Here is a 24,955-nt window from a genome sequence, read left to right on the forward strand (position 1 = left end):
GCTCATGCCCGCCATCATTCTGCCCGTACAGGGCAAACACCCGCAACTCGGCCCTAATTGCTTTGTGGCCGACAACGCCACCATTGTGGGCGACGTGCACCTAGGATCCGATTGTACCGTGTGGTTCAACGCCGTGGTGCGCGGCGACGTGAACAGCATCCGCATCGGGGAGAAAACCAACATTCAGGACGGCGCTGTAATCCACTGCACGTACCAACGGGCCGCTACCACCATCGGCTCGCGCGTGAGCATCGGCCACAACGCCATTGTGCACGGCTGCACCGTGGAAGACGACGTGCTCATCGGCATGGGCTCCATCGTGATGGACAACGCCGTAGTGGGCCGCGGCTGCATTATTGCCGCCGGCGCCATCGTGCTCGAAAACACCATTTGCGAGCCGGGCTACCTCTACGCCGGCGTGCCCGCCAAGAAAATCAAGCCGGTTACGGAACAGCAAACCCAGAACATGAGCCGCACCGCCGACAATTATGCAATGTATGCCAGCTGGTTCGACGACAGAGCTGAGCAGCAGCAGCCGGCCAGCTAAGCCGTAAACGCAACACGGCCCGGCAACTGCAGTTGCCGGGCCGTGTTGCGTGTCGTACCACCTAGGTCGTTATTCCTCCATGTTAGGCATCTCGCCGGCGGCTTCGCGCTCGGCGGGCTCCAGCACCCGCAGCTGCACCAGTTCTACGGCGCGGCGCGAGCGGTTGAGAATGCGAAACTCATAGTTCTCGAACACCGCTACGTCGCTAACCTCCGGAATGGTGCCGTAAATCACGTTCACCAAGCCACCTACGGTTTCGTAATCATCGCCCTCGGGCAAGGCAAAGGGCAGAAACTCGTTGGCGTCGCTGATAGCGGTAGCGGCGTTTACGCGGTACTCCAGCTCCGATACCTTTTCCACCACGGGTACTTCGTTATCGTACTCGTCTTGGATTTCGCCTACTAGCTCCTCCATAATGTCCTCGATGGTGACGATACCCGACACCCCGCCGAACTCGTCGGACACGATGGCCATATGCAAGTGCTTGCGCTGAAACTGGCGCAGCAAGCGGTTGATCTTTTTGGTTTCGGGCACGAAGAATGCCGGCCGCATGATCTTGGCTAGATTAATGTCTTCGCCGCGCCGAATGAGGGCAAACATGTCCTTCACGTACAGGATGCCCACGATGTTATCAATATTGTCCTCGTACACCGGAATGCGCGAGTAGCCCTCGTTAAAGGCAGCTTCCACGATTTCCTCCTGCGAGCAGCTCACGTCGATGGCCGAAATCCGGGTGCGGGGCACCATGATTTGCTTCACCATCCGGTCGTTGAACTGGAACACGTTCTCGATCAGCTCGTGCTGCGATTCCTGGATTTCGCCGCTTTGCTTGCTCTGATCGATGAGCAAGCGTAGTTCTTCGGCCGTGTGCACTTCGTGCTCCCCAGCGGGCTGAATGCCGAACAAGCGCAAAATGGCGTTGCTGATCTTATTCATTACCCAAATCAGCGGGAAGGTGGCGTAGTAAAACGCCTGCAGCGGACCAGCTACCACCAAGCTTACCGTTTCGGAGCGCTGAATAGCCAATGACTTTGGCACCAACTCGCCTAGCACAATGTGTAACAGCGTAATCAGGCCAAACGAAACCGGCAAGGCAATGCTGTGGGCAGCGGCAGGCGTTAGGTCGTAGCCGAGGCTGTGCATGGTAGCCACTACAATTTCGGCCACCACATCTTCGCCCACCCAACCTAGGGCCAGCGAAGCGAGCGTAATGCCCAGTTGCGTGGCCGACAAGTAGGCGTCGAGGTTCTGAACAAGGCGCAGTGTAAGTTTGGCAAACCGGTTGCCATCCTGCGCGCGTAACTCTATCTGTGACAGACGGACCTTAACTATGGCAAACTCGGCGGCTACAAAAAAGCCGTTAGCGAGAACCAACAGAAGCGTCCAAAGGATGTTTAAGCCCATAAATCCAGAGCCGACCGGCACCCGCGGCGGGTCTCTGTATGTAACAAAAGTACGAGAATCCGGCTAAGCGGTTCGGGCGACGTGCCCGCACGGGTAGGATGCAACGCTTGGCGTAACTTTGTTTCTTCTTCGGAAATTCCGACTGCCCTATGTTTTTGCGATTAACCTCCTGGCTAAGTTTGGCTTTGTTGCTCCTCTGGGGCACGGCCACCACGGCCCAAGTGCTGGAGCCCACCAAGCTCAGCACAGCCGTGAGCAAGTCCACGGCCAAAGTAGGCGACGAGCTTGAGCTCATCGTCAACGCCCGAATCGACCCCACTTGGCACCTCTACGCCACCGATTTCGACCCCGACCTAGGGCCCACGGTGTTCACCTTCAGCTGGGCCAAGTCGCCGGCCTACGAGGTGATAGGGGCGCCTAAATCCGTGTCGCCCAAAAAGAAATTTGATACAGTATTTAAGGGCGACGTAACGTATTTCGAAACCACCGGCCAGATTCGGCAGCGCATCCGCCTGCTGCAGCCCGGCAGCATCAGCATCAAGGCCGATGCCGAGTATCAGAGCTGCACCGAAACCGATGGCCGCTGCATCCCCGGCAACAACTCGCTCACTTTTGGGCCCATTGAGGTAACGGGTACTGCCGCCGCACCGGCCAGCGTACCTGCCGCGCCGGCTACCAAAAGCCCGACCGCAACTGCCGTACCCAGCACCGCCGCCCCTGCAAGCGTAGCCACTACGCCCCCAGCTGCAACCCCCGACACTGCTTCGGTGGCCCTAGCTACGGCGCCGGCTACTGCCACTGCGCCCGATACTCCGGCGGCTGTTTCGGCCGAGGCACCAGCCGCGGCGCCTGCTACAGAAGTGGCGGCCGTTGGTGCGCCTGCGGCCAGCCCACAAGCTACCCTGGGGCTGCTCGAATACATGCTGCTGGCTTTTGGCGCCGGCCTGCTGGCGGTGCTAATGCCCTGCGTGTACCCCATGCTACCCATGACGGTATCGTACTTCACCAACAGCAGCGGCTCGCGGGCACAAGGCATTGCCAAAGCGTTGGTGTACGGCCTCTCCATTATTGCCATCTACACCACGGCGGGCGTGCTGCTGAGCGTGTTGCTCGGGGCCGATGCGGCCAACGTCATCAGCTCGCACTGGCTGCCCAACGTTATTTCGTTTGCCATTTTCGTGCTGTTTGGGCTTTCCTTCCTAGGTTTGTTCGAGATTCAGGCGCCCTCTGGGCTGGTAAACTCCGTCGATCGGCAAGCTGATAAAGGCGGCTGGTCGGGCTTGTTTTTTATGGCCGCCACGCTGGTACTGGTGTCGTTTTCGTGCACGGTGCCGTTTGTGGGCTCGGTGGCTATTGCCTCGGCGGGCGGCGAGTTGCTGCGGCCTACGCTGGGCATGATGAGCTTTGCCCTGGCGTTTGCCCTGCCGTTTGTATTCTTTGCCCTGTTCCCCTCGTGGCTTAAGAGCATGCCTAGGTCGGGTGGCTGGCTGAATACCCTGAAGGTGACCATGGGCTTTGTGGAACTGGCACTGGCCTTCAAGTTCCTCAGCTCGGCCGACCTCTCGTACCATTGGGGCCTGCTACCGCGCGGCGTATTTATTGCCATCTGGGCGGTGCTGGCTTTGCTGCTGGGCCTTTACCTGCTGGGCTTCATCCGTCTGCCGCACGACGACGAAAGCACCCGCGTAAGCGTACCCCGCCTGTTGTTGGCCGGCGTATCGCTCACCTTTATGCTGTACCTGCTGCCCGGCTTGTTTGGCGCGCCGCTACCGGCGCTATCGGCGCTGGTGCCGCCGCCCAGCCGCCACGATTTTTCGTTGGCAGCGCCTGCGGCCGGTGCTACCGCTATGCCAGTAAGCGCCACCGCCAACACCCTCTGCGAAACGCCACGCCACGCCGATTTTCTGGAGTTGCCGCATAATCTGCAGGGTTATTTTGATCTGAAGCAAGCCCTGGCCTGCGCCAAGCAGCAAAACAAACCTGTATTTGTCGACTTTACCGGCCACAACTGCGGCAACTGCCGCCTGATGGAAGCCTCCGTGTGGGCCGACCCTAGGGTGTTGCAGCGCCTGCGCAACGATTTTGTGGTAGTAGCGCTGTACGTTGACGATAAAACTGAACTGCCCGAATCGGAATGGTTTACCTCGCAGCGCGACGGCCGCCAGAAAAAGTCTATCGGCGAGCAAAACCTCGATTTCGAAATCAGCCGTTTTGGGGCCAATGCCCAGCCGTACTACGTGCTGCTCTCGCCCGATGGCCAACAATTGGTTGAGCCCAAAGCCTACGAATCGGATGCGACGCGTTTCGTGGAGTTCTTAGATGCTGGCTTGGCACGCCACCGCGCTGCAGCGCCGGTAGCCGCTCGTTAGTAAAGTTTCGTTCGCCTTCGTTAATTGCCTGCCATGAAAAAGCTCCTGTACCTGCTGCCTTTGGCGCTGCTTCACCTAGGGGGAAGCGCGCAGGCCCAGACCGCGACGGCCGGCAAGCCCGCATCGGCTACCTCAACTGCCGATCCTAGCCGCATTACCCTAGTAATTCATGGCGGAGCCGGCACCATCACGCGCGCTAACATGACGCCCGAGCAGGAGAAAGCCTACCGCGAGGTACTGAACCAAGCCCTGCAGGTGGGCTACGGCGTGCTGCAAAAGGGCGGTACCTCGCTCGATGCAGTAGAAGCTACCGTGCGCGTGATGGAAGACTCACCACTGTTCAACGCCGGTAAAGGCGCCGTTTTCACCCACGATGGGCGCAACGAGCTCGATGCTTCCATTATGGATGGTAAAACCCTTAAAGCGGGTTCGGTAGCAGGCGTAACCGTAGTGCGCAACCCCATTACGGCTGCCCGTACCGTAATGGAGAAGTCGGAGCACGTGATGATGGTAGGCCCAGGTGCCGAGCAGTTTGCTAAGGAGAAAGGCCTGCAGATTGTTGAGCCCAACTACTTCTACACCGAGGCGCGCTACAACCAGCTGCAGAAAGCCATTGCCAAAGAGCAAGGCGCCGTTCCCGATCAGCTGAACACGCCTACCAAGCCCGCTGCCCCGGCTACTGAGTCGAAGAAAGTAAAGGCGAAGCAGAAAGCAGGAGGGAAGCCGCAGAGCTACTTGGAGCCACCCATATTTACGGAGGGCCGCAAATACGGCACCGTAGGTGCTGTGGCCCTCGATCAGTACGGCAACCTCGCCGCCGCTACCAGCACCGGCGGCATGACCAACAAACGTTTCGGCCGCGTGGGCGATGCGCCCATTATCGGCGCCGGCACCTACGCCGACAACCAGTCGTGCGCTATATCGTGCACGGGCTGGGGCGAGTACTTTATCCGGGCCACAGTGGCCCGCGACATTGCCGCCCGGATGGAGTACGGCAAGCAGCCGTTGCAGCAAGCGGCGCAAGCCACCATCGATAAGGTAGCGCAATTGGGCGGCGACGGTGGCCTCATCGGGCTGGATCGGCAAGGCAACATTACCATGCCTTTTAACTCCGAGGGCATGTACCGCGGCTACATCAAGGCAAACGGGCAAAGCGAAGTGCTCATTTACAAATAAGCCGCCCACGTTATGCACCACAGAAAAGCCGTCGTTCCTGAGCAAGTTTGCCAGAACGGCGGCTTTTCTATTGGCGCTACCGCCACCCAAAAACCAACAAATTGTGGTGCTCAGTTTGGCCGAATGTTTGGCAAAGCCGGAAACATTTGGAGTTTTGCAGCGCCAAAGCACGCGCTAGGCACACTTAGCGCGTTTACCCGCGTGTCATCCATGCTGCCTGGTTTAGCTTCTTCAGAGCCCTTATTTCGAGCCAAGATAGGCTTAGGTATGGGCAAAAAAAAGGCGGCACCCACCCAGATGCCGCCTCTAGAACAGGACGTACCCACCCAGATACGCCCCGCAAGTTTCCTCTTCACCGGTTCCACCCTAGTTGTAGCCGAAGGAGTTGCACCTTCGCAAGCGGGCATTAAGGCCAGCAGGGGCACCTCGCTCAGCACTTTTTCGGCGTTTGGCCTAGCAGGTTTGCGTTGCTCTACAAAGTTTGTAACGCCGGCTGCGTTTCATTATCACAAATGTAAAGCAGCTGCGTAATAGGTAAAATATTAACATCATATATGACGAACATTTACATACTTCTTCACTTTTAGTTCGTTCTCTTGAAAATCTCGCAAGTTAAACCCGATAAGATGTCTCGTAATTACGAACTTGATGACACCGACCGGAAGATATTGGCACTTCTGCTCGAGGATGCCAAGATGCCTTATACCGAAATTGCGCGTCGGGTACATGTATCGGGGGGCACGGTGCACGTGCGGATGGGGCGCCTCGAAGAGCTAGGTATTGTTCGGGGTGCCACGCTGAAAATCGATTATGCCAAACTTGGCTACGGCGTAAATGCCTTTTTGGGCATTTACTTGCTGAAGAGTTCGGTATATAACAGCGTGGCCGAGCAGCTTCGTGATATACCCGAAGTAGTAAGCATCCACTTCACTACGGGCGCTTATGGCGTATTTGCCCGCTTGGTTTGCCGCGACACCCAGCACCTGCGCGATGTACTGCATGACAGGATTCAGTTGATAGAAGGCATCGAACGCACCGAAACCCTTATTTCACTCGAGGAGACGCTTAACCGCCCTATCCAATTGCTTTAACCTGCCAAGACCACGAAGCCGGCCCTAGGAATAGCAACCTAGGGCCGGCTTTGCCTTTCGTTGCACTCAGCACAGAGCTATTGCACATCTAAGAAAATTAGCTAGAAAAAAGATAATAAGATTCATGAGTTATCATACATAGTATTATTATTACAAAAAATTGAACAAGTGACAACTCGCACCCAGCCTCAGCGGACTGGAGCAGGGTGGTGTTGCCTTACCAACAAACGTATGCGGTCTGCTTACATCAGCTGTGCTCATGGCAATAGCCAGGTTCCCGCCAGGAGCCAGACTGCCTGTAAGCCTTTGCATGGGTTCCTAGGTGCTGCAGCGGCACAGGTACAGCCAGTAAGCAAAACGTTGTTGGATTATTGCAACAATGGTCAGGCGTATGCCCAACTCACTAACGGCAGTTGTTGCGGAGCCATACCGCTTGTTGCTAACAGTAGGTGGAACAGCCTTGACATAACAAAGCCTCACTTCGATGAGCAAAACGTTCCATGCCATGAGCCAACTCGTACGCCTAGGTGCAATGCCAACGCAATGAGGGTAAGGAGCCGAGCGGCTGGTAAAGTTCAACGCAAAAAACAGCTGATTGTCAGCAATACGCATCGCCGCCGCGCACGCCTAATAAGCATTGCAGGGGTTGCCAAAGCATCAATAATAGGGGAGGAAGCAAGCCGTTTCAGCTTCCCGTAACAAGATTGCACTACAGCCTCAACTTCGTGCAGGTGGAGACGAAGTTGAGCAGTGTGCGAGGGCATTTATCCAAAAAATAGATGCCCGACGTCGGCCGTGGGTGGCGCCACGGCCGACGTTCTTTTTGTAAAAAACCGTGGTGAGTGACTTTTTCTTTGTTGCCGCTGACGTATATTTCGGAACTGTTGCCCTGCTCATGAAAGCTTTGCTTGCTGCGTTGCTGCTTTTATGCGGAGCCTCCGCTGCCGAGGCCCAGAGCTTGCCGGCTGTGTACCTGAACGAGCAAAATCAGGAAGCCGTGCCCGATAGCGCTACCCATTACCGGGTAGTGGAGCAGCAACCCGAAAATGGCCTTTACCCCATACGGGAGTATGCCTTGAATGGCACCTTGCTGTTGCGCGGATATCTTGAGAGCCTTGAACCGCCAAAGCGGAGTGGCTTGTTTACTACCTATTACCCAAGCGGTACCAAAGCTAGCCAAGTACCTTTTCAGAACGATCAGCCCAATGGACTGTACGTAGCTTGGTACGAAGACGGTAAAGTACAGGAGCGGGGCGAGTACCACAACGGCGAGCGTACCGGTCGCTGGCTAACCGTGCACCGCAACGGGCAGCGCCGATCCACCGGCATGTACCACGAAAACCAGCCAACCGGCGAGTGGCGCTATTACTATAGCTCGGGCCAGCCCGCCGCCGTAGAGCAAATTGGGCAAGCGGCTAGCATTACGCTGTTCAACGAAGATGGCAGCCGCTCCGACGGCATGGTTCGGCGCCGTCAGGCCCCCGAGTTTCCGGGCGGTGAGCAAGCTTTGGTGGAATACCTTATTCAGCATACCAATTACCCCAAAGACGCCCGCCGCAAAGGCATTACCGGCAAGGTGTACGTAACCTACACCGTGGGCGAAGACGGCCGCGTAGGCCAGGTGCGCGTGCTGCGTGGCCTCTCGCCCGAAGCCGACTTAGAAGCCAAACGCGTGGTAGAAAGCTTGCCTAGGTTTCGGCCCGGACGCGAGTACAACGTGCCCACCAGCTTTACCTACACCGTACCCATTTACTTCGCGCCACAGTTCAACTTATTCGGTGGGCCCAAGCCGCCGCCCACGCCGCCCGTAGAGGCGCGTGCCAATTGGGAGTAAAAGCAAAGCGGGCCCGCTACCTAGGTAGCGGGCCCGCTTTGCTTGGGCTAGGGCTGCCTTAGGCAGTTACCTGTGCATCCAGCTTTTGGGCCAGCACATGCTTGGGCACGGCGCCTACTTGCTTGTCAACTACCTGCCCGTTCTTGAACACCAGCAGCGTAGGGATGCTGCGGATACCGAACTTCATCGAAGTTTGCGGGTTGGCGTCTACGTCAACTTTGCCAATCACGGCGCGGCCTTCGTACTCACCAGCTAGTTCTTCTACTACCGGGCCTACCATGCGGCAGGGGCCGCACCATTCAGCCCAAAAGTCTACCAATACAGGCTTATCGGAGTTAATGATTTCGTCGAAGTTGGCGTCGGTGATTTCAATGGCTTTGTGTCCCATTGTCTTATGCGGGTTAAGAAAGTGAGTGCCTAGGTTAACTAATCTGCTTACGCGAGTTGGGCGTGCAAGGTAGCAGATTGGATGTCAAACATGGAAGCTCCGCGAAAGTTCGACTATAAGCCTCCGGCAATTCAAATCAGTTGGCAGGCATCAATCTCCATTTCGCGCATCCGGAAGATAAACGACTTAGGCTCGATGCGGTAGCGGCGCGAGTAGGTATCAACCGTGAGGTGCTCGTGCGGCTCGGCAAACTTGATTTCCAGCTTTTTCGAGCCCGCGCAGTCCTCTACGGCGGCCATAAAGCGGTCCATAAAAGGCTCCGTGATGGTGCGCAGATCAAGCTGCACGCGCACGCCGTTGGCCAGCTTTTCGGCCACGTTGAACAGCGGCTCCATGGTCATGATCTTGAACTCGTACTGATCGGAGTCGCGGAAACGCTGGGCGTATTTGCCCCGGATGAACATGGGCGGAATCTGCTCCTTGTCGTAGTTGCGCGGGTTGATGATACTCGAGAACTTCGTGTAATCGTCGCGGAACAAGGCCAGGTTGATGCTCGAATCGTAGTCTTCCACGTTGAACGACACGAACGGCTGACCCGTCTTGGTTGTCTTGAACATCACGTTGGAGATTAGCCCTGCCACCGTAATGTCGCGGTTCTTATACGTTTCGATCTTGTCGAGTCCGCACGTGCAGTACGAGTCAATTTCCAGCTTGAAGTCGTCGAGCGGATGGCCCGAGAGGTAGAAACCCACCACTTCCTTTTCGCGGCGCAGCTGCTCGGTAGCAGGCCAGGGCTCCATGTCGGCCACCTTGGGCAACGGCATGGCCACAGCGCCAAACGCGCCGCCCCCAAACAAGCTCTGCTGGGCCGAATCCTGGTCGGCTTGGTGTTGCTGACCTAGGCGCACGGCCTTATCGATGAGGTGCTGGTCGCCGGCTGGCGCCTCTACAAACTGCCGGCGGTGGTAGCGCTCAAACGAGTCGAACGCCCCGGCCAAGGCCAGGCTTTCAAACGTTTTCTTGTTTACGGCGCGCAGGTTCACGCGCTTGGCAAAGTCGAAAATGTCGGAGTACGGACCTTTTTTCTCGCGTTCGGCCACAATGTTCTCGATGGCTGACTCGCCCGCGCCCTTCACGGCGGCCATGCCAAAACGGATCTGGCCCTTCTCGTTTACATTGAACTTCAGTACCGATTCATTCACGTCGGGGCCGAGTACCTGCACACCTTGGCGGCGGGCTTCCTCGATAAAGAAGGTCACCTTCTTGATGTCCGACATGTTGTTCGTCAGCACGGCGGCCATGTACTCGGCGGGGTAGTTAGCCTTCAGGTAGCCCGTTTGGTAAGCTACTACCGAGTAAGCAGCGGAGTGGGAGCGGTTGAAGCCGTAGGCCGCAAACTTCTCCATCACGTCGAACACCTCGTTGGCCTTCTTCTCCGAGATGTTGTGCAGCTCTTTGGCCCCTTTGCAGAATTTCTCCCGCTCCTGAGCCATCTTCTTCATGTCCTTCTTACCCATGGCGCGGCGCAGCAAGTCGGCGCCACCTAGGGAGTAGCCGGCCAGGATCTGGGCCGTCTGCATAATCTGCTCCTGGTACACCATAATGCCCTGCGAGTAGGACAAGATAGGCTCCAGCAGTTCGTGCGGGTACTCAATTTCCTCGCGCCCATGCTTGCGGTTGATGAAGTTCGGGATGAACTGCATCGGGCCCGGGCGGTACAGGGCGTTCATGGCAATCAGGTCCTCGATGTTGGTGGGCTTGAGGTCCTTGAGGTACATGCGCATGCCCTCCGATTCGAACTGGAACGTGCCGATGGTGTCGCCGCGCTGGTACAGTTCGTACGTCTTGGGGTCGTCGAGCGGAATGTCGTCGATGTTGATGTCGACGCCGTGGTTCTTCTTGATCAGCGTGAGGGCGTCCACGATGATCGTGAGCGTCTTCAGGCCCAAGAAGTCCATTTTCAGCATCCCCGCCGACTCAATCACCTTGCCGTCGAACTGCGTCACGAGCAGGTCCGAGTCCTTAGACGTCGAAACCGGGATGTACTTCGTGATGTCGTCGGGGGCGATGATAACACCGGCGGCATGGATGCCGGTGTTACGCACCGAGCCCTCTAGCTTCTCGGCCAGGCGCAGAATCTGCCCGCGCAAGTTGTCCGGCGCGTCGTCGCGGCGGATCATGTCCAGTTCCTGGTTTTCGGCGAAGGCGCCGGCCAGCGTGGTCCCGGGCTTTTCGGGTACCATCTTGGCCAGCTCGTTGGTAGCGGGCAGGGGCAGCTCCATGGCCCGCGCCACGTCCTTGATGCTCGACTTGGCGGCCATAGTGCCGAAGGTGATAATTTGGGCCACCTGCGTTTTGCCGTATTTATCCACCACGTAGTCAATCACGCGCTGGCGGTTCACGTCGTCGAAGTCAATATCGATATCGGGCATCGACACACGCTCCGGGTTCAGGAAACGCTCGAACAGCAGCGAGTACTTAATCGGATCGATGTTGGTGATGCCCACGCAGTAGGCCACCGCCGAACCCGCCGCCGAGCCACGGCCGGGGCCCACGGCCACGCCCATGTCGCGGCCTTTGTTGATGAAATCCTGCACAATGAGGAAGTAGCCCGCAAAGCCCATCGTCTGGATGATGCGCAGCTCGTATTCCAGCCGTTCCTCGATTTCAGGCGTGCGCTCTGAATAGCGCGGCGGTTTGGTCATCGTCACGATGCCCTTGCCCGCACTCGGTCCGAACGCGCCCACGTAGGTCAGTTCGCGCAGAAATTCGTCGGCGTTGGCAAAGCCAGCTGGTAGCGGGAAATTGGGCAACAGGATGTCACGCGCCAGTTTCGGCGGCGTGATTTTGTCAACGATTTCGTTCGTGTTGTCCACGCTTTCCGGCACGTCGGCGAACAACGCGTTCATTTCCTCCTGCGACTTGAAGTAGAACTGGTCGTTGGGGAAGCCGAAGCGCGACTTGGGCTTGGGCATTTGCAACTCCTCGTCGATGCGCATGAGCTGGCGGCGCACCTGGTCGTCGGAGCCGGCGAGGGGGCGCAGGTTGTCGAGGTGGTCGTAAACCACCTTGTTTTCGCCCGAAATCAACCGGAAGTATTTCGTCTGGAAGTCGCCCACCGGGATGCTGTGCTCCTCGCCAGTATTCACGCACAAAAGCAAATCGTGCGGAGCGAAGTCCTGCTGATCGACGTAGTGCGAGTCGTTGGTGCAGATAACCTTAACGTTGTACTTCTTGGCCCATTTCAACAGGGTTTGGTTCAGGTCTTCCTGGCTTTTGCCCGTGTTGTCGATGTTCATCAGCCCGTGGCGCTGAATCTCGATGTAGTAGTCTTCGCCGAACACATCGAGCCACCACTTCAGGGTTTCTTCCGCTTCGTCTTCCGATTTCCACAGCAACGCCTGCGGAATTTCGGCGCCGATGCAGCACGAGGTAGCAATCAGGCCCTCGTGGTACTGCAGCAGCAACTCCTTATCGATGCGCGGGTACTTGGAGTACACGCCCTCGATGTAACTCATGGAGCAGAGCTTGGCCAAGTTCTGGTAACCGGCCTGGTCTTTGGCCAGTAGCAACTGGTGAAAGCGGTTGTCCCGCTCGCCTTTTTCGCGGCTGAACGACTTCTTGTGCCGGTCCTCTACCAAGTAAAACTCGCAGCCCACAATGGGCTTCACGTTGTACTTGTTGGCCTCGGCCACAAAGTTGAACGCCCCAAACATGTTGCCGTGGTCGGTGAGGGCCACGGCGGGCATGCCATCCTTCTGCGCTTTTTTCATCAGCGCCGAAATGCTGGCTTGGCCGTCGAGCAGGGAGTATTGGGTGTGGCAGTGGAGGTGAGAGAACGTTGGCATTGCAAGCAGGGCTTAGCGCGTTAGGGCGCCAAACAGCAGGTAAAGTTACCGCTGGGGTAGGGGAAAGGAAACGTTGCGACGGCGCTAGTTTTTCTGTATTGGTAAGAACAAAAAAGGATGGCCTTTCGAGCCATCCTTTTGCCAGAACTTAAGGCCATCAGCCAAACTAGGAAATGCTATTCGGTTGCAGCATCATCTTCCTCCTCGCTGTCAGGAGACTGTTTTTTGAGGATAGTAGCGCTTGAAAGCGAACCAGCGGAGTAAAGTTTGGCGGCCATCAGGCGGGCGGAAGCAGCTTTCAGCTGTGGGTTTTGCTTTTCCCGATCCATAAACTTCATGAGCTGCGGCGAGGCTACCATATTGCCGTACCGCTCGACCCAAGGCGCTTTTTGCATGCGCATGATGGCGGCTTTCTGCTGCGCGGGGCTAGCAGTTGCCAGCCACTGATCAACGCTTTTGCCTAGTGCGTTGCGGCGGGGCGTAAAGTCTTTAATGACTTTGTCGATGAGGGCAATGGCCGCTGCATCAGTTGGGGCGCGGTACACCGGCTCCATCCGAGCAATGTAATCGTTGAAGTACTGATTTACTTGAGCTTCGAGGCTGGTGGTTTGGGCAGTTCCCAACAGAACCGTGGCCAACGAAAGAATTGCAATACATAGTAAACGAATCATCGAGCAATGGGGCGTTAGTGGTGGATATATGGGCATCAAGATATAAAAACACCGCTGAGGTTCTGATCCGTGTGGCTGTACTGTGGGCACTCGTCTGTTCGTAGCCTATTTTTTGGTGTAGCTTATTGGTTATGGCGTCGGGGCTGATTGCGGCTGTCACCAGGCACTGGTTGTGCCTCGCCTCAGTAACCTAGGGCAAACTAAGTGCGCGGATATTCCTGATGCTGGCGAATGGTACGGTAACTCGTTGGGGGCGTAGGTGCCAGCCTCGCACCACATCGTTGATTCTCACCTAGGGGTGTGAAAGGCAACTGGCCGCCCCTAGGTAGGAGCGGCCAGTTGTTATTAAAGAAGCAACCAAGGCTACTTGGTTGGTTTTACCACCAGTACTTCGCCGGGGCGGACGTTGAAATCGGGCTTGCCGTTCCACTCCATAATGTCTTTGATGGTGACACCGTACTTGCGCGAAATGCCATACATCGACTCGCCTGGCGCTACCGTATGCTTGATGGTTCCCGCAGCCGCTGGGCCCGGAGCAGGTGCCGAAGTGGCCACCGTGGTTGGCTTGGAGGCAGCGGCAGGAGTAGCGGCAGGTTTGGCCGGGGTGGTAGCCGGCGCCGCCGAAGCTGTAGCGCCAACTGCCGGCGGCGCTACCCGAATAACCTGGCCTATCAGCAGCGAAGGGCTAGGGGGCAAGTTGTTCCAGGCAACGATATCAGCCGGCCGAATACCGAAGCGGCGGGCAATTGAGTACACGTTTTCTTTAGGTTGAACCGTGTGTAGGCCTGAAGCTGGAACAGCTTCCACTACCGTAGGAGCCGGCGTAGCAGCGGGTGCTGTGGGTTTCGGAGCAGGCACCGTAGTTGGCTTTTCGGCTGTAACAGCAGGTGTAGAGGCTGCAGTAGTGGGCTTAGTGGCTACAGGAGCAGGCACTGCTGGGGTTGGGGTAGCCGGCGCAGGCTTGCTCGCGGGCGGAGCAGTGGCAGCAGGGCGGCTAGGTGCTGCGGGTGCGGCAACTGCCACGGGTTCTTCCTCCAGCGCGTCAGCTCCCGGCTCATCGGCTACTGGGGTTGAAGGCGGTAAGCCTTTGCTGGTGGCCGGCGTAGTGCTGGCTAAATCGGGCTGCTTGGCCGGCATCGGTTCAGCCGGCGCTGCTACGGGGGCCGAGTCGGGTGCGGCTACATCGTTGATGTTCTCCAGGTTTGAGTCGGCGGCTTCCGTACCGGCATCGGCCAATGCGGGCTCGTCTTGCACCGGCTGCGTAGGAGCAGGCTTGCTGGCTGTAGTAGCCGGGGCTGGGCTGGCTGAGGCAGGTTTGTTCGGAGCAGGTTTGGGCGCGGTAGCTGGTGCTGCAGGTGCTGGCTCAGCAGGCGCAGTGCTGCCGGTGGGGCGCTCCAGGGCTGCCGCAACGGCTCCGTTGGTATCCTTTACGTACTCCACGGCTACCTCGCGCGGGCGGGTGTGCTGCATCCAGAGCACACGGCCGGTTTGCAATTGCTCGTTGGCGGCCATGCGGTTTTTGCTCCGAATGGCCTTGCTGCGCATGCCGTACTTCTGCGACACCGACGCCACGCTCTCACCGGGCTGGGCAACGTGGTACTCCACGGCGGCCTTGTCGCGCTTTTTCTGCACGAAGTATGGCTGGCCAACTACTATCTGATCGAAAGGCTTGAGGTCGTTGTACTGCAGCAGCTTGCGCAACTTAATGCCGGTGCGCTGGGCTAGGTCTTCTTTGCTCTCGCCGGGCAGCGCCACCACGGCGCGCAGGCCGTTCACGGTAACGAAGGCGGCGTTGGTGGGGTCTACTTCGGGCTTGGTTACCAGTTTGGTGGCATTCTGGCGCTGCTGCACCGCCATAGCCAGCAATTGCAGCGAATCGGTTACGGGTACCAGCGCGGTGTACGACTTATCGGTGGGCACCGCAGCGGCCAGCAGCCAGCGGTTGTGCTTGCTCAACTCGGCTGCCGGTGTTTGAATGGCCTGCGCGAGCATATCCAACGATTGGCCGCCAATCGCGGGGTATTCGCGCAGCATCATGGCCGGGCGAGGGTTGGCCCCAATGGCAGGCTCGTAGGCAATCTTATGAGCTAGGAAGGTCAGCACATAGGGGTGCGTCTTCTCCGATACCTCCATTTCCGTGGCCGTGGCGTCGGTGGGCAAAGTGTACGGCTTCACGCCGCCGGGCCCTAGGTTGTAGCTGAGCAGGGTATTCAGCCAGTTGCGGTACATCAGTTGCGAGCGGAGCAGGTACTTAGCCGCTCCGTGCGTGGCCGCTACCAGGTGCTTACGCTCATCTACCTGGTCGTTCACGAGCAGGCCGAAATCGGAGGCCGCCTCGCGCTTAAACTGCCAGTAGCCCACCGCGTCGTGAATGCTCTGCGCATCGCCCTGCAGGCCGCTTTCCTGCAAGCAGAGGTAGCGGAAATCGAGTGGTACGCCTTCCTCCTGCAGCACCCGATCGATGATTGGGAAAGCGGCATCGGCCAAGGCTACCCGCGCCTGAAACGACGAGGGGTGGCGCCGCAGGGCATCAACTTTTTGCTGCACGGCCGTCCGCCCACCATCGGTAAGGCGCAGGCGCAAGCCAGCAAACTGAATTTCGGTAGGAACGGGTACGCTCTGAGCCGCCACCAGCAACGGCAGCAGGCAAAGCAACAAGGGCAGCAGTCTTTTCATAAGCAGGCGGAGCAGACGGAACCGACACTGCGCGGCTATTTCGCCGGTCCCTCAGCTTACAAAGTAGGCGAAAAATTGCGTCGGCACGGCCGGTTAGGGCCTGCCAATGTTCTTTTTATGTGCTGCCACCTAGGGGCAGCGGTCCTGTAAACGAAAAGCGGAGCCGGTGCATTTTACCGGCTCCGCTTTTAGGCAAGTGTGTTTCTGAAGACAGCAAGGAGCGAACTACTTACAACCCGCCACCAGGAGGCGGCCCGCCTGGGAAACCGCCCGGACGGCCACCCGGGCCGAACCCACCAGGGCCGGGGTTGCTCGGCTGATCAATGGCCGGGCCGCCCGCGCCGCCGAAGTTGCGGATGTTGTAGGTGAACATCAGCATCACGTAGCGCTGCAGGATGTTGGTGCGCACGTCCTCGGTGTAGGCCGGCGTAATGTTGCGCTGAATGCTGTTGTTCTGGCCCAGCAAGTCGAAAGCGTACAGGCGAATCTCGCCCTGCTGCTTGGGCAGGATCTTTTTACCTAGGCTGGCATTCCAAAGCACAAAGTTTTGGTTGAAGCCCGCCGTGAGGCCCGAGTAGGCAATGTGGTTCACGTCGGACTGCAGCGTGATGCCTTTGGTGATGATCCAGCTAAAGCGCAGCGTGGTGTTCTGGCGGAAGTATTGGCTATTCGTCTGCGTTTGCAGGGTGTTGCGCACATACGTCTGCGACGAGTTCGACGACAGCGTGAAGTCCAGCTCGGGGCTGATGTTGCTGCTCAGCACCGCGCCAAAGTTGAAGCCAGGCGCCCGGTTGTAGTTCAGCTGCTCGTTTACGAGGCCCGGCGTTTGGCTGTAGCTCGCGCCCGCGTTCAGGTTCAGGTTCGATTTGATAAACGCCAGCGGCAAGGTGTAGTTGGCAAACGAGCGCAGCGTGTACTGCTGGTTCAGGTTTACGGGGCGTGTAATCTGCCCGCCCGCCGGCACGATTACGCCGCCAATGGCCGTGGGCCGATCGACAATGCGCGTGCTGTTGGTGATGTAGTTATCGGTATACGAGCCGCCAATCAGCGCAAAGAACGAGGTCGACTTTTCGGGCTTGGCGGCCGAGTAGCGCACAAACAGGTTGTGCGTAAACTCCTGCTGCAGCAAGGGGTTGCCGGTGGTAATCTGCAGCGGGTTGGAGTTGTTCACCACCTCCTGCAGCTGGCTGATGCTGGGCTCCTGCGTGCGCATGCGGTAGTTGAGGCGCAGGTTTTGCTGCCGCGAGAAGTTGTAGCGCAGCATGGCATTGGGCAGCACGTTCAGGAAGGTGCGGCGCGTAATGGCCGCCTGCGGAAACTCCTGCTCGTTGCGCAGCACCGCTTGTTGCACCGAAGCGCCCACCATCCATTGCAGCTGCTGGTCGTTGTAGCGGTAGCTTAGGCCGGCGGCGTTGGTGGTGTAGCTGCTCTGAAACACGTTGCTCAGCGGCGTGTTCAGGGCGGTGTAGCGGCCGGTACTCGGGTCGAAGTTGTAAGTCTTGCGGTCCGAGTCGTTGGGCGTGTAGCCGAAGGTGTAGTTCAGCTGCAGCTGGCTCTTAAGGGTAATGGGCTCGGTGTAAACGGCCGAGGCGTTCCAGTTCCAACCTACTTGGTCGAGGCGGGCGTACTGGTCGGTAAGGCGCCGCGACTCCGGCGTGCTGGTAAAGTCGAGGTTTTCCGAGAACAGGTAGTTGCTGCCGCTACGGTCGTTGTAAGTGGTGTTCAGACCTAGGGAAAACGTGCGGCCGCGCTTCAGAAAGCGGTGGCGGTACAGCAGCTGGTTGCCGAACGTAATGCCCGTATTGGCCGAGCGGTAGTCGCTGCTGTTGGTACTCTGGGTGCTGTCGGCTACGTCGGCAAAAGCATCCCGGAAAATGCGTCCGTCAAGCGTGTTGTTGCTGGTGTTGCGTTGCACCGAGAGGCGGGGCTGCCACAGCAGCGAGTTTAGCGAGTCGAACTTGTGCTCGATGCGCAGGTTGGCGCGGTTGTTTATGTTGCGGCTGGTGGTAAGCGAGTTCTCGTTGTAGCGCAGCAAATCCACGTTGAAGGCGCGCGCCGTAGTGCTGCTCAGGGTGTTATCGCTCAGGTTGAAGAAGTAGCTGCCCTGCACATCCGTCTTCTTGCTCCAGCTGTCGGAGTAGTTCAGACCTAGGGCATGCGTGCGCGAGATACCGCCACTCTGGTTCACCAGAAAGTTGCTGGCGTTGTTGCCCCCGCCACCGCCGGGGTTGCCACCGCCGCCCTGGCCACCGCCACCGGGCCGGCCACCACCCGCACCACCGCGCTGGCCACCACCGCCTCCGCTGCCCCCTTGGCGCGAGTTGCCCACCACGCCGAGCAAGTCCTCGGTGCCGAAGTTCTGCTCGTTTACGTTGTTGCTTTGGGCAATTACCGAAATGCGCTGCTTGCCCTTAAACGAGTTGATGTTGCCGCTGGCCCGGTAGCGCGTTTCGCCGTCGGTGCCTTGGCCCGCGCCGGCTTGCACCCGGCCAAACTGCCCGTTGCGGAATTGCGGCCGCGTAACAATGTTGATGGTTTTCTGCTGGTTGCCGTCGTCGAAGCCGGTGAACTGCGACTGGTCGGAGGCGCGGTCGTACACCTGAATCTTGTCGATAACCTCCGCCGGGATGTTGCGCAGTACGGCGTCGGGGTCGTTGCCGAAAAACTCCTTGCCATCCACCAAAATGCGCTGCACTTGCTCGCCCTGCGCCTGCACGCGGCCATCGGTGCCCACGGTTACACCGGGCATTTTGGTAATCAGATCCTGCGCATTGGCGTCGGGGTTTGTCTTGAAAGCGCGGCTGTCGAACTGCGCCGTATCGCCCTTTTGCACGGCCGCTGGAGCGCGGCCTGTCACCTCCACACCGCGCAGCGTAACGCCCGAGGCCTGCAGCGCAAGCGTGCCTAGGTTCAGCGGCGCGCCGCTTACGGTAACAGCCCGCTTAAGCGCTTGGTACCCTAGGAACGAAACCGTGAGGCGGTAGCTGCCCGCTTCGGCGCCCGGAATAGTAAAGCTACCATCGGGGTTTACGGCCGCGCCCACCCGCGCCGAGTCGGCCTGCAAGCGGGTAAGCAGCACGTTAGCGCCAATCAGCGGGGCCTGGTCTTTGGCATCGAGCACGCGGCCGCTTACCGGAAAGGTTTGGGCCTGCGCCTGCGCGGCGGCAACAACAAAAGGTAAGAGTATCCCTAGGGAGGCGTGTTTCATGACAGCGGAGCGTAGCCTGACGAGTGGCTTAGACGGCCCAGGGCCGCAAGCGTTTAATCGTCGGGGCGTATACGCAAAGCGCCGCCATTAGGTAATTGCAGCTAAACAGCTGAAGTGCTATCGTTTGCGCACCAAAAATAATCCGTCGCGGATGGGTAAAAACACGTTTTCCACGCGCTCATCCTGCTGCACAAAGTCGTTGAAGTCGCGCACGGCGTGGGCATCTTTGTCGGCCGCCTTCAGCTGATAAGAGGGCAGGGCTTTGCCGCTCCACAGCACGTTGTCGATGAGGATAAACCCGCCTGCCCGCACCTGCGGCAGTACCAGCTCGTAGTACACGCGGTTGCGAATTTTATCGGCGTCGATGAACACCATGTCCCATGTTTCGGCCAAAGTCGGTATCACCTGCTCGGCGTCGCCAATGTACAGGTGCACACGCCCACCTAGGCCCGCCTGCTCTACGTAGCGCTCCACGCGGCTGCGCAGCTCGAGGTTCTGCTCCACCGTGTGCAGCTCGCCATCGGGTGCCAAGCCTTCGGCCAGGCAAAGCGCAGAGTAGCCCGTAAACGTTCCCAGCTCCAGCACCCGCCTAGGTTGCACCATGTAGCTAAGCATGCTCAGCAGCCGACCCTGGTAGTGCCCCGAGAGCATGCGCGGCATCAGGGTTTGCAGGTGCGTTTCGCGCACCAAGCGGCCTAGCAGTGCTGGTTCAGGCGAGGTGTGGTCGTCGGCGTATTGCTGAAGTTCGTCGGCGTGGTACATGGGCCAAGTGTCAGCGTCGGGAAGGTCGCGCGTAAATTGTAGCGCGATGGTAGGTTATGTGTTCTGGATTAGGCTGATGTGTGTCAGTGATGCGGAGCTGACCTGGTAGTCCAAGTAAGCTGCCATCAGTAGCAACGCTCCACGCACCTAAATCAAAAAGAACATGGTGGTTGGGGCACAGACAAAGTACGTTGTCGAGCTTATCAGGCCCATGGTGAGGTGCCCCCAGCGGCCGGATATGCGCTGCTTCGGCGTAAGGACCTTTAGGCCCTTGCAGCACTATCCCACAAACTTGACAAGCAAACCCGTGTGCCGACTTTATATTGCGCATAACCGCAGTATCACGCACTAATCGAACTACAGTGCTGGTTTCCCGTCGGGCAGGACCATATTCCCCAGCTTCTTCAGCAACCTGCGAAACAGAAATTACTGTTGCTGGTGCTTCGGAAACAGAGTTATCAGCTTCAACTAGTAGGAACTGATAAATCAGAAAGCCTGATTTACCCTTCTTCTCCTGCCACTGGCTGATTTTATACAGTCCAGCATATTGGTAATACTCCAAGCGTCCTTCTACTACTTTGCGAATGACGCGTATGGGCGTTTGTTGCTCGTAGCTAAGGTGAAGTGCTTTATTTCCACGGGTTAGCGTTTGATCAGCAACCTGTTGTCCTTCGGAGTTGCCTCCCTGGCCGGTGTATAAGATTGTGGAGCCCAAGTCCAAGTCATCCTCATACCCGCCAGACAGAACTATGGCGTCGGCAGCTTGCCCGCTGGCATAGGATATTCCTTTCATCCAGTCGCGGTGCAGTCCTGCTTGTTGCACTGCACGACGGTTCTCGAACTCTGCACCCACGGGTACACCCGGTACGTGACCGAATGCTATGTTCGTATGCTTCATGGCTCAGCGGCCCTCGGGCACGTATTGCAATACGCTGAGCTGGTCTTCGCGCAGCACATCGTTGGCGAGGTCTTGCAGCTCCTGCGAGGTTACCTGCCGAATGCGGTCGAAGATTTCGTTGAGCGACTCCACGCGGCCTAGGTCGAGGGTGCTCTTGCCCAGCAGCTGCATCATGCCGCCGTTGCTTTCTTCGGCCATGGCCAGCTGGCCCATCAGCTGCTCTTTGGCCATGTGCAGCTGCGCGGTGGTTAGGGGCTTTTCGCGCAGCAGGCGCAGTTCGCGCAGCACCAGCTGGGTGGTGCGCTCGAGGCGGGCTTTCTCGGTAGCGAAGTAAATGCCAAACAGGCCCGTGTCGGTGTAGGGCGCGTAGTTGGCGTCGATGCTGTACACAAAGCCGTACTTCTCGCGCACGGCCAAGTTCAGGCGCGAGTTCATGCCCGGCCCACCTAGGATGTTGGTGAGCATGAAGAAGGGCAGACGGCGCGCATCGGGCAAGGCATAGGCCGGGCAGCCAATAAGCGAGTGGGCTTGCGTAATGGGCTTCTGCTCGGTTTGGTGCTGGGGCTGGTAATCGGCGAAGGCCAATCGCGGGCGGGCACCTAGCTGTGCGGGCAGCGGCGCCAGGTACTTATCGGCCAGACGCTTTACTTGCTTGAAGGTCAGGTTGCTCACCGAGCTGAACACCAGCCGATCAGTGCGCAGGTTCTCCTTCAGAAATTGAAAGAAATCCTGCTGCTGGAAGGCCGACACGCTCTCGCGCGTGCCGAGGATGTTGTGACCTAGGGCGTGCTGGCCGTACACCACCCCGTCGAAATCATCGATGATGGCATCTTCGGGCGTGTCGATATACATCGACATTTCCTCCAGAATCACGCCGCGCTCTTTTTCAATCTCCTTCACCGGAAATACCGAGTTGAAGGTAAGGTCCGTCAGCAACTCAAACGCCCGCTCAAAGTGCGTACTCAGCAGCGAAGCGTAAAAGCAAATTTTTTCCTTGGTGGTGTAGGCGTTCAGCTCGCCGCCCACGGCCTCCAAGCGGTTAAGAATGTGAATGGAGCGGCGCTTTTCGGTGCCTTTGAAGGCCATGTGTTCCCAAAAGTGCGCAAGGCCGTACTGCTCGGGGCGTTCGTCGCGCGAGCCAATATCGAGTAAGAAACCGCAGTGGGCCACTTTGGTATGCGGCACCTGTTTGTGCAGCACCCGAATGCCGTTGGGCAACTCGTAAAAATCGTATTCGAGCATGGATATGGGAATGCGGAGCGGGGCTAATCAGCTCCCAAAACGCTAAAAACCAGAGAAAGGTAATTTGGTTGGCCTAGGCTAGCAAGCCAAGGCAAAGGGCAGCAAAGGTACAACAGCAAAGTGCGCCACTGTTACCTAGGCCCGTAATACTGTGCTGGGTAGCCTAGCGTGCGGTGGCTACAGGCGCCGTCCAGGCTTCGGCTTCGGCCAGTACGCTCAGCAGCAGCTGCGTTTCGATGCCGTGCGCGCACTGGAAGTGGCCAAGCGGGCACTTGCGGTAGCCGTGCAGGCCGCAGGGTTTGCACTCCAGCTCTCCGGCTATTTCCACGATGCGGGCAAACGAGCTAAGCGGGCCAAACCCAAAGTAGGGTACCGTGGAGCAAAACACCGCGCAAGTAGGCGCATCCACAGCCGAGGCCAAGTGCTGCGGGGCCGAGTCGTTGACGTAGTTGAGCACGGCACCGCGCATGAGCGCCGCCGAAGCCAGCAACGACAGCTTGCCCGCCAGGTTTACCACGCGCGGCCGGCCAGCTTTTTCGAGCAACTCTTGGCACTCGGCCGCATCGGGTGGGCCACCCAGCAGGTACACGGTGTAGTGCGCCGGCAACGCCCGCAATAGCTTGGCCCATTGCTCCTGCGGAAACTGCTTGGTAAACCACACCGACGTGGGCGCAATGCAGATGTACGGGCCCGCTTCGGCGTAAGGCGCAGCGGCGGCTTCGTCGGTGGCAGTGGGGTAGAGGCGCGGGCGGGTAAGCGGCGCCGGTATGCCCGGCTCGAGCAAGCTTAGGTTGCGGCTCACTTCGTGCACGCCCGGCGCAAAGCCGTGAGGTAGCCGGTGCGTAAACAAAAAGCTCAGCGGGTTCTTATCGAAGCCAATGCGCTGCTCAGCACCCGAAAAGGCCGTGAGGAAGCCCGTGGAGGCAAAACGCTGCAGGTTGATAACGCGCTCGTAGTGCGTGGCGCGCACTTGCTGAAGCAGGCGCCACAAGCCGCCGTATTTCTCGTTCTTTTTATCCCATACCAGCAGCTTCCGCACGTGCGGGTGGCCTTTCAGCAGCCCCTCGTTGCCGCGGCGCACCAATACATCCACGGGTGTATCGGGCTCGGTTTCGTGCAGGCGCTCGAGCAGTGCTGTGGCCAAGATAACATCGCCAATAAAGGCGGTCTGGATCAGCAAAATGGCTCGGTTGGCAGCGGGGCTTTGCATAGGATAAAGCAAGGATACAAATATACCCGCAGGCTGCTTTGCTGCAACTGATTTTGTACAATCTGTGCAAACAGGGTAATGCAGCAAGGCGTATCCTCTATGGCTATAACACGCTTACGAAGCCAATTAGCTCCCGGCTGCCTCTGTTTGCTCACGTTGCCCTAGGTGCTGCCAACTTCCAACATGTGCCTTGGTACCTAGGCCCAAAACCTACCGCCTAAAACCTAACTTGCAACCGGCCGCGCAGGCGGCCGTTATTCCGCACGCTAATACCCACTACATGCGCTACGGCTCAATCTCACCCGAACTCTTTATCCACAACCGCCGCAACTTCGAGCGGCAGCTGCTGCCCGGCTCGTTGGCCATATTTCACTCCAACGACATCATGCCCACCAACGCCGATGGCACCATGGCGTTCCGGCAAAACAACGACCTGTTCTACCTCTCGGGCGTCGATCAGGAAGAAAGCATCTTGCTCATTTTCCCCGATGCCAAGCTGCCGCAGTATCGCGAAATCTTGTTTCTGAAGGAAACCAGCGAGCATATCCTCGTGTGGGAGGGCTACAAGCTCACCAAAGAGCAGGCGCGCGAGCAGTCGGGCATCAAAACCATCCTGTGGCTCGACTCTTTCAAGCAGGTGCTGCACGCCCTCATGAACGAGGCCGAGCACGTGTACCTGAACACCAACGAGCACATTCGCTCGGTGGTGGAGGTGCAAACCCGCGACGCCCGGTTTATCCGGGAAATCCGGGAGAAGTACCCGCTGCACAACTACAAGCGCGCCGCGCCCATTATGCACCAGCTGCGCGCTATCAAGAGCCAGGAGGAAATCCGGCTGATGCGCCGCGCCTGCGAAATCACGGGCAACGCCTTCCGTCGCTTGCTGGGCTTTGTAAAGCCCGGCGTGATGGAGTACGAAATTGAGGCCGAAATTTTTCACGAGTTCTTGAAAAGCGGCTCGCGCGGCCCGGCCTACGGCAGCATTATCGCCTCGGGTGCCAATGCCTGCATTCTGCACTACGTAAGCAACGACCGCGAATGCAACGACGGCGACGTGCTGCTGCTCGATTTTGGGGCGGAGTATGCCAACTACGCCGCCGACCTTTCGCGCTCCATCCCCGTCAACGGCAAGTTCACGCCGCGCCAGCGCGAGGTGTACGACGCCGTGTTGCGCGTAATGAAGTTTGCCAAATCGCAGCTGGTGGCCGGCAACAACATCGAGGATTACCACGCCGCTGTGGGCCGCACCATGGAGCAGGAGCTCATTGGCTTGGGCTTGCTGAGCCAAGGCGACGTGAACAACCAGGACCCCGCCGCGCCGCTGTACAAGAAGTACTTCATGCACGGCACCTCGCACTACCTAGGCCTCGATGTGCACGACGTAGGCGCCAAGTACCGCACCTTCGAGCCGGGCATGGTGTACACCGTGGAGCCGGGCATCTACATCCGCGAGGAGGGCTTGGGTATTCGTCTCGAAAACGACGTGGTAATTACCCGCTCGCAGTGCGAAGACCTGATGGCCGACATTCCGCTCGAAGCCGACGACATCGAGCGCATCATGGCTCAACGCTAGCACCACTTCATCTTGAAGTAATACAAAACGCCGCTCTGCACGAGAGCGGCGTTTTGTT

General features: G+C 58.3%; 17 protein-coding genes. 7 read left to right on the forward strand and 10 right to left on the reverse strand.

Features of this window, described 5'->3' with window-relative positions:
• The first annotated feature begins 4 nt into the window (after positions 1-4).
• A complete protein-coding gene (locus ASU33_RS18865) occupies positions 5-547 on the forward strand; it encodes a gamma carbonic anhydrase family protein (RefSeq protein WP_059072355.1) in 543 nt (180 codons plus the stop codon).
• A gap of 69 nt (positions 548-616) precedes the next feature.
• On the opposite strand, the gene ASU33_RS18870 is transcribed toward ASU33_RS18865, so the two are convergent.
• On the reverse strand, positions 617-1,921 hold the full coding sequence (locus ASU33_RS18870) for a hemolysin family protein (protein ID WP_286130665.1): 1,305 nt from the start codon (positions 1,919-1,921) through the stop codon (positions 617-619).
• A 209-nt stretch (positions 1,922-2,130) separates the two neighbouring features.
• Here ASU33_RS18870 and ASU33_RS18875 point away from each other — a divergent pair, with 209 nt between their 5' ends.
• The 5 genes from ASU33_RS18875 to ASU33_RS18890 all read left to right on the forward strand — a co-directional run bounded on the left by ASU33_RS18875 (position 2,131) and on the right by ASU33_RS18890 (position 8,421).
• Positions 2,131-4,320, forward strand: coding sequence for a protein-disulfide reductase DsbD family protein (locus tag ASU33_RS18875; RefSeq protein WP_350308184.1), 2,190 nt, complete (start codon positions 2,131-2,133; stop codon positions 4,318-4,320).
• 33 nt (positions 4,321-4,353) lie between these two features.
• A complete protein-coding gene (locus tag ASU33_RS18880) occupies positions 4,354-5,496 on the forward strand; it encodes an isoaspartyl peptidase/L-asparaginase family protein (protein ID WP_059072358.1) in 1,143 nt (380 codons plus the stop codon).
• Positions 5,497-5,508: 12 nt separating this feature from the next.
• On the forward strand, positions 5,509-6,027 hold the full coding sequence (locus ASU33_RS21345; protein ID WP_149867305.1) for a hypothetical protein: 519 nt from the start codon (positions 5,509-5,511) through the stop codon (positions 6,025-6,027).
• A gap of 95 nt (positions 6,028-6,122) precedes the next feature.
• Positions 6,123-6,587, forward strand: a complete 465-nt coding sequence (locus ASU33_RS18885; protein WP_059072802.1) for an Lrp/AsnC ligand binding domain-containing protein — start codon at positions 6,123-6,125, stop codon at positions 6,585-6,587.
• Between the two features lie 895 nt (positions 6,588-7,482).
• Positions 7,483-8,421 (forward strand): energy transducer TonB, encoded by a 939-nt coding sequence (locus tag ASU33_RS18890; protein WP_059072359.1) that lies wholly within the window; start codon positions 7,483-7,485, stop codon positions 8,419-8,421.
• Between the two features lie 58 nt (positions 8,422-8,479).
• Here ASU33_RS18890 and trxA read toward each other — a convergent pair whose 3' ends face one another.
• The 9 genes from trxA to ASU33_RS18930 form a co-directional block, all read right to left on the reverse strand.
• Complete coding sequence (gene trxA / locus ASU33_RS18895) at positions 8,480-8,809, reverse strand: thioredoxin (RefSeq protein ID WP_059072360.1); 330 nt, start codon at positions 8,807-8,809, stop codon at positions 8,480-8,482.
• A gap of 131 nt (positions 8,810-8,940) precedes the next feature.
• Positions 8,941-12,657, reverse strand: a complete 3,717-nt coding sequence (gene dnaE / locus ASU33_RS18900) for a DNA polymerase III subunit alpha (protein WP_059072361.1) — start codon at positions 12,655-12,657, stop codon at positions 8,941-8,943.
• A gap of 176 nt (positions 12,658-12,833) precedes the next feature.
• Positions 12,834-13,328: a hypothetical protein gene (locus ASU33_RS18905; RefSeq protein ID WP_149867306.1), complete on the reverse strand. Its 495-nt coding sequence runs from the start codon at positions 13,326-13,328 to the stop codon at positions 12,834-12,836.
• Positions 13,329-13,691: 363 nt separating this feature from the next.
• Positions 13,692-16,004, reverse strand: a complete 2,313-nt coding sequence (locus ASU33_RS18910) for a lytic transglycosylase domain-containing protein (RefSeq protein WP_059072363.1) — start codon at positions 16,002-16,004, stop codon at positions 13,692-13,694.
• A 229-nt stretch (positions 16,005-16,233) separates the two neighbouring features.
• Positions 16,234-19,212: a TonB-dependent receptor gene (locus ASU33_RS18915; protein ID WP_059072364.1), complete on the reverse strand. Its 2,979-nt coding sequence runs from the start codon at positions 19,210-19,212 to the stop codon at positions 16,234-16,236.
• A gap of 117 nt (positions 19,213-19,329) precedes the next feature.
• Entirely contained in the window at positions 19,330-19,974 is a 645-nt protein-coding gene (locus ASU33_RS18920; RefSeq protein ID WP_059072365.1) for an O-methyltransferase, read from the reverse strand.
• Positions 19,975-19,984: 10 nt separating this feature from the next.
• Entirely contained in the window at positions 19,985-20,872 is an 888-nt protein-coding gene (locus tag ASU33_RS21075; RefSeq protein ID WP_078063253.1) for a YDG/SRA domain-containing protein, read from the reverse strand.
• Positions 20,873-20,875: 3 nt separating this feature from the next.
• The gene (locus ASU33_RS18925) at positions 20,876-22,114 is read right to left on the reverse strand and encodes a M16 family metallopeptidase (RefSeq protein ID WP_059072366.1); all 1,239 of its coding nucleotides are present in this window, start codon (positions 22,112-22,114) and stop codon (positions 20,876-20,878) included.
• A gap of 163 nt (positions 22,115-22,277) precedes the next feature.
• Positions 22,278-23,324: a glycosyltransferase family 9 protein gene (locus ASU33_RS18930; RefSeq protein ID WP_059072367.1), complete on the reverse strand. Its 1,047-nt coding sequence runs from the start codon at positions 23,322-23,324 to the stop codon at positions 22,278-22,280.
• Positions 23,325-23,604: 280 nt separating this feature from the next.
• On the opposite strand from ASU33_RS18930, the gene ASU33_RS18935 reads away from it, so the two are divergent.
• Positions 23,605-24,897 (forward strand): aminopeptidase P N-terminal domain-containing protein, encoded by a 1,293-nt coding sequence (locus ASU33_RS18935; RefSeq protein ID WP_059072803.1) that lies wholly within the window; start codon positions 23,605-23,607, stop codon positions 24,895-24,897.
• Positions 24,898-24,955: the final 58 nt, after the last annotated feature.

Source organism: Solirubrum puertoriconensis (assembly GCF_001483135.1).
Taxonomy (GTDB): Bacteria; Bacteroidota; Bacteroidia; order Cytophagales; family Hymenobacteraceae; genus Solirubrum; species Solirubrum puertoriconensis.

Excerpts from the sequence above, each read along its gene's own strand:
- ASU33_RS18865 (WP_059072355.1), top strand. The coding sequence starts at position 5 with ATGCCCGCCATCATTCTGCCCGTACAGGGCAAACACCCGCAACTCGGC.
- ASU33_RS18880 (WP_059072358.1), top strand. The coding sequence starts at position 4,354 with ATGAAAAAGCTCCTGTACCTGCTGCCTTTGGCGCTGCTTCACCTAGGG.
- ASU33_RS21345 (WP_149867305.1), top strand. The coding sequence starts at position 5,509 with ATGCACCACAGAAAAGCCGTCGTTCCTGAGCAAGTTTGCCAGAACGGC.
- ASU33_RS18885 (WP_059072802.1), top strand. The coding sequence starts at position 6,123 with ATGTCTCGTAATTACGAACTTGATGACACCGACCGGAAGATATTGGCA.
- ASU33_RS18890 (WP_059072359.1), top strand. The coding sequence starts at position 7,483 with ATGAAAGCTTTGCTTGCTGCGTTGCTGCTTTTATGCGGAGCCTCCGCT.
- trxA (WP_059072360.1), bottom strand. The coding sequence starts at position 8,809 with ATGGGACACAAAGCCATTGAAATCACCGACGCCAACTTCGACGAAATC.
- dnaE (WP_059072361.1), bottom strand. The coding sequence starts at position 12,657 with ATGCCAACGTTCTCTCACCTCCACTGCCACACCCAATACTCCCTGCTC.
- ASU33_RS18905 (WP_149867306.1), bottom strand. The coding sequence starts at position 13,328 with ATGATTCGTTTACTATGTATTGCAATTCTTTCGTTGGCCACGGTTCTG.
- ASU33_RS18910 (WP_059072363.1), bottom strand. The coding sequence starts at position 16,004 with ATGAAAAGACTGCTGCCCTTGTTGCTTTGCCTGCTGCCGTTGCTGGTG.
- ASU33_RS18915 (WP_059072364.1), bottom strand. The coding sequence starts at position 19,212 with ATGAAACACGCCTCCCTAGGGATACTCTTACCTTTTGTTGTTGCCGCC.
- ASU33_RS18920 (WP_059072365.1), bottom strand. The coding sequence starts at position 19,974 with ATGTACCACGCCGACGAACTTCAGCAATACGCCGACGACCACACCTCG.
- ASU33_RS21075 (WP_078063253.1), bottom strand. The coding sequence starts at position 20,872 with ATGAAGCATACGAACATAGCATTCGGTCACGTACCGGGTGTACCCGTG.
- ASU33_RS18925 (WP_059072366.1), bottom strand. The coding sequence starts at position 22,114 with ATGCTCGAATACGATTTTTACGAGTTGCCCAACGGCATTCGGGTGCTG.
- ASU33_RS18930 (WP_059072367.1), bottom strand. The coding sequence starts at position 23,324 with ATGCAAAGCCCCGCTGCCAACCGAGCCATTTTGCTGATCCAGACCGCC.
- ASU33_RS18935 (WP_059072803.1), top strand. The coding sequence starts at position 23,605 with ATGCGCTACGGCTCAATCTCACCCGAACTCTTTATCCACAACCGCCGC.